This is a genomic window from Mycobacterium sp. (assembly GCF_049281135.1).
Lineage (GTDB): Bacteria > Actinomycetota > Actinomycetes > Mycobacteriales > Mycobacteriaceae > Mycobacterium.
The window spans coordinates 1-4035 of sequence record NZ_JBAPRN010000581.1 but is presented as its reverse complement, the minus strand read 5'-3'; the positions used below and the strand labels follow the sequence as shown (position 1 = coordinate 4035).

The 4035-nt window shown below is 61.8% G+C and carries 4 protein-coding genes and 1 pseudogene; 4 read left to right on the top strand and 1 reads right to left on the bottom strand.

From position 1 onward, the window contains the following. On the bottom strand, window positions 1-256 hold a 256-nt coding region (locus tag WAN02_RS22695), incomplete at its 3' end, for a hypothetical protein (protein ID WP_422266598.1). Between the two features lie 200 nt (window positions 257-456). Here WAN02_RS22695 and WAN02_RS22690 point away from each other — a divergent pair. The 4 genes and pseudogenes from WAN02_RS22690 to WAN02_RS22675 form a co-directional block, all read left to right on the top strand. After that, a complete protein-coding gene (locus WAN02_RS22690) occupies window positions 457-1848 on the top strand; it encodes an ISNCY family transposase (protein WP_422266596.1) in 1392 nt (463 codons plus the stop codon). A 197-nt stretch (window positions 1849-2045) separates the two neighbouring features. Beyond that, the gene (locus WAN02_RS22685; RefSeq protein ID WP_422266594.1) at window positions 2046-2288 is read left to right on the top strand and encodes a hypothetical protein; all 243 of its coding nucleotides are present in this window, start codon (window positions 2046-2048) and stop codon (window positions 2286-2288) included. A gap of 679 nt (window positions 2289-2967) precedes the next feature. Beyond that, window positions 2968-3627, top strand: a complete 660-nt coding sequence (locus tag WAN02_RS22680; protein ID WP_422266592.1) for a PhzF family phenazine biosynthesis protein — start codon at window positions 2968-2970, stop codon at window positions 3625-3627. Between the two features lie 70 nt (window positions 3628-3697). Beyond that, window positions 3698-4035 (top strand): annotated as a pseudogene (locus tag WAN02_RS22675) (DNA-binding protein); the annotation flags it as partial.

Sequence of the window (4035 nt, the reverse complement as noted above, 5' to 3'; positions counted from 1 at the left end):
GGCCCGAACGACGTTGCGGGTCTGTTGACGCCAATATGTCGGTTGCCCGTATCGACCCGGCGAGCAGGCGATCAGTGTTGTCGGCGATCGATTGCTTTGTCTTCGGTAGTCGAATGCATTCGATTACGCCGATCGCAAGGAGGTCGCCCTGCTCGTCACGCCCTGCGCGACAACGGCCTTGGATCGGTGATTCGTCTGATGAAAATGGCGGAGTTGAACATGGATAACGAGTGATATCCACCAGTGTGGTGGTCACTCCCGAAATCTACTGACTTGCAATAGATTTCACATAGCTGCTAACCCACGGGTCGCAACGAAAGAAGGGTGAGGTTGAGCTCGCCCTGATCGCTAGCTAGCTACTTCGACCTGAAAAAGTCGGGCGTGGCTGCAGGCCCTGACAGCACGTGAACTGGGACAATGTCCTCGAACCCTTGGCGAGAAGGATTCGAGGACATTGTGTTTCGTACTGTAAATGATCAGCCGACGTTGTGGGATTCCATCCTGCCGCCGGAGTTGTTGGTGCTGCCGGTCGAGTTGGGTCGGGTGGATGCGCTGCTGGAGGATCCGGTGTTCTTCGCACCGTTCGCGGCGCACTTCGATGCTCGGATCGGCCGGCCGTCGATCCCGATGGAAACCTATCTACGGTTGATGTTTCTGAAGTTCCGCTACCGACTGGGCTACGAGTCGTTGTGCCGGGAGGTGTCCGATTCGATCTCCTGGCAGCGGTTTTGCCGGATCCCGTTCGGAACCCGGGTGCCGCACCCGACGACGTTGATGAAGATCACCACCCGCTGCGGCGACGAAGCGGTCACCGGCCTCAACGAGGCACTGCTGGCCAAGGCGGCCACCGCCAAGCTGCTGCGCACCGACAAGGTCCGTGCCGACACCACCGTGATCACCGCCGCGGTGTCCTATCCGACCGATTCGGGCCTGCTGGCCAAGGCGATCGGTTCGATGGCCCGCAGCGTGGCGCGGATCAAGGCCGCTGGCGGTGCCACCCGCACGGCATCACGTGATCGGCGCCGCTCGGCCGGGCGCCGCGCCCGCTCCATCGTCGCGAAGTTGAAACTGCGCGGTGAGCTGCAGCGCGATGCGGCTCAGGCCGCGGTGCGACGGATCACCGGGGAACTGGCCGGGATCGCCGAAGCGGCGATGGGTGAGGCCACCGTGGTGATCCGCAACGCCCGACGTGCCCTGCGCGGTGCCACCGGCCATCGCAAGGGCCGGCTGCACCGGGCAGTCAACCGTCTAGAGACCGTCGCGGCAATCGCCGAACGCGTTGTGGCCCAGGCGCGTAGCCGTCTGTCCGGGGTGATGCCCGAGTCGGCGAGCCGAGTGGTGAGCCTGCACGACGTCGATGCCCGACCGATCCGCAAGGGACGCCTGGGAAAGCCCGTCGAGTTCGGTTACAAAGCCCAGATCCTCGACAACGCCGACGGGGTCATCCTCGATCACAACGTCGAGGTCGGCAACCCGCCCGACGCCCCACAACTGGTTCCGGCGATCGCACGGATCGCTGCAAGGACCGGACACACTCCGCGGGCGGTGACCGCCGACCGCGGTTACGGCCAGGCATCGGTGGAACGCGATCTGCACGACCTCGGCGTGCGCAGTGTGGCGATCCCGCGGGTGAGTAAACCCAGCGCGGCGCGCCGCGAGTTCGAACACCGCCGCGCCTTCCGCGACAAGGTGAAATGGCGGACCGGATCGGAGGGACGGATCAACCACATGAAGCGCAGTTACGGCTGGAACCGCACCGAACTCACCGGCATCACCGGAGCGCGAACCTGGTGCGGGCACGGCGTCTTCGCCCACAACCTCGTCAAGATCGGCACCCTCGCCGCCTGAAACGACCACCGCACACCGCCGGGTACACCCAATCAACAACTTCACCTACAAGCGCCGCACCGATCAAGGGTTTTTCAGGTCGAAGTAGTTAGTCTCGTTGCGCTTGCGTGCAGTGCTCTAGATGACGCCGGCAGCGATGATGCGGACTTTGTTGGGCTGCGTATCAGCGTTGTTAGCCAGCAAGGTTCGGGTCTCCCGTGTACGTACTGAGCGTTACAAATTTCGCGGATACCTGCACGGGCCGCGAGTGGACCGTCTCGGTCTATGACAGTTTCGAGGATGCGCGTTCAGCCGCCGCCAGGACGGCCGCCGTGGACGATCTGACGGTTGTCACACGGCACCGGTTGCGCGTGGGCACCAATGTGGTCCGTGCTAACGGTGTGTTCGTTGGTGGTGATAGCGCGGCGCTGTACGGGTTCCGCATTACCTGTGAATCCTGAATGTCGTTCGCGGCACTCGCGGGGCTGTTACCAGGGACCGGGGCGGGATCTCTGTGTAAAGAGGCTCGGGCGACCCAACCCGCCGAAACTGCGATTCGGATGTTCACCCGCCGGACATGTGTTGTACAGTCGTCGGTAATGCAACAGCGATGAAGCTCGCTACCGCACCTTTGACCGGTAAATCGGCTGGTCAAGGGGCTAATGGCTTCTACCCCTTGGTTCTCGACTGTCGTCGAGAGGGTAGGAGTGTTCATGGACAGCGCCGTTTTTCCGCGGGCCGTTGCGTCCAAGCGGGGAACGACCTTCGTTGAGCCCAATCGCAATCTGTTCGAGTGGCTGAGCGCGATCAGCGCGACCGTCGACCATACATCCTGGGTGTTCCGCGCAGCGAGGCCCGTGGCCTTCGCGTGCGGTCTCAGCGTGTCGATTTATATACCGATCATCACGAATGACCCTTCGGCGCTGGTCTTTTTAGCTGATCCGGCCGGCGGGGCCTTAGCCGTGATCGCCGCGTCGTTGGTGATCTCGTCTTCCAGGTCGGTCACCGCCGGCCGGCTGAGCGGCCTTTGGGTGAGCCGGGTGGGTGGGGCCGACAGGGCTAGGCGGGCGGGTGTGAACGACAAATCCTGCAGATGCGGGACGAAATGACGCCCATGACTATCGATTGAATGTGCTGCGAGTGTTCACCGATGCTGACGGCAAATTTGGGAATCCGCTCGGCGTGGTCTCTGCAGGCGCAGTGCCTTCGGCGGACCGGCAACGGATTGCTACTGAATTGGGCTATAGCGAAACGGCTTTCATTGAAGATCCGATGCCAGGGTTTGGCTCGGCGCGTGTTGAGATATTCACGCCCGCTCTGGAGTTGGTGTTCGCTGGTGACTCGGCTGTCGGTGCGGCCTGGTGGTTGCGCGACCGTGGGACACCGATTCGCAATCTCCAACTCCATGCCGGAGTGGTCGAAGTCCATTACACGGGTGATCTGACCACTGTCGAGGTGTTCGCCGAATGGACTCCGGAATTCGCTCTCCACGAATTCAATTCACCCCACGATGTGAGAGACGCCGATCCGGGGGATTTCTCCGATGGTTTTCCGCACTACCTGTGGGCGTGGGTAGACGAATCGGCTGGGCACATAAGATCTCGGGCCTTCACGCCGGAGCTGGGTGTGGAGGAGGACGAGGCGACCAGTGCTGCTGCGATACGCATCACGGATTATCTGAACCGCGATCTCACCATCACTCAGGGCAAGGGTTCGGTGATCTATACCTGGTGTAGACCCAGCGGGTGGGTAGCGCTCGGTGGTCGGGCCATTCGCGAAGGGCGGTTGCGTATTACGTAATGCGAGCGCCTGAAGGGCGCATCTAATCCTTTGCGAAGGGCTCGACCAGTGAGGATGGAACTTGAAAGATATGTTTGGCAGGCGGCGGATCTCGCCTTCGTCATCCGACGTCTTGAAACGGCGTCTACTCGGGAAACCACTGACTAGCGAGCAACTGGAATCGGAGAGATTGTCGACTCCTGTTGCGCTCGGCGCGATTTCACCGGATGCGATCTCCTCGACCGCATACGGTCCCGAACAGATCATGATCGAACTGCTGCCGGCTGCGGGGATGGCCGCGTTCGTGCTGCTACTTCCGATCATCGGCGTCATCTTGGTGATTTTGACGTTGGTGACCGCGTCATATCGCGGGGTTGTCATGACCTACACACGGGCTGGCGGCTCGTATATGGTCGCGCGGGACAACCT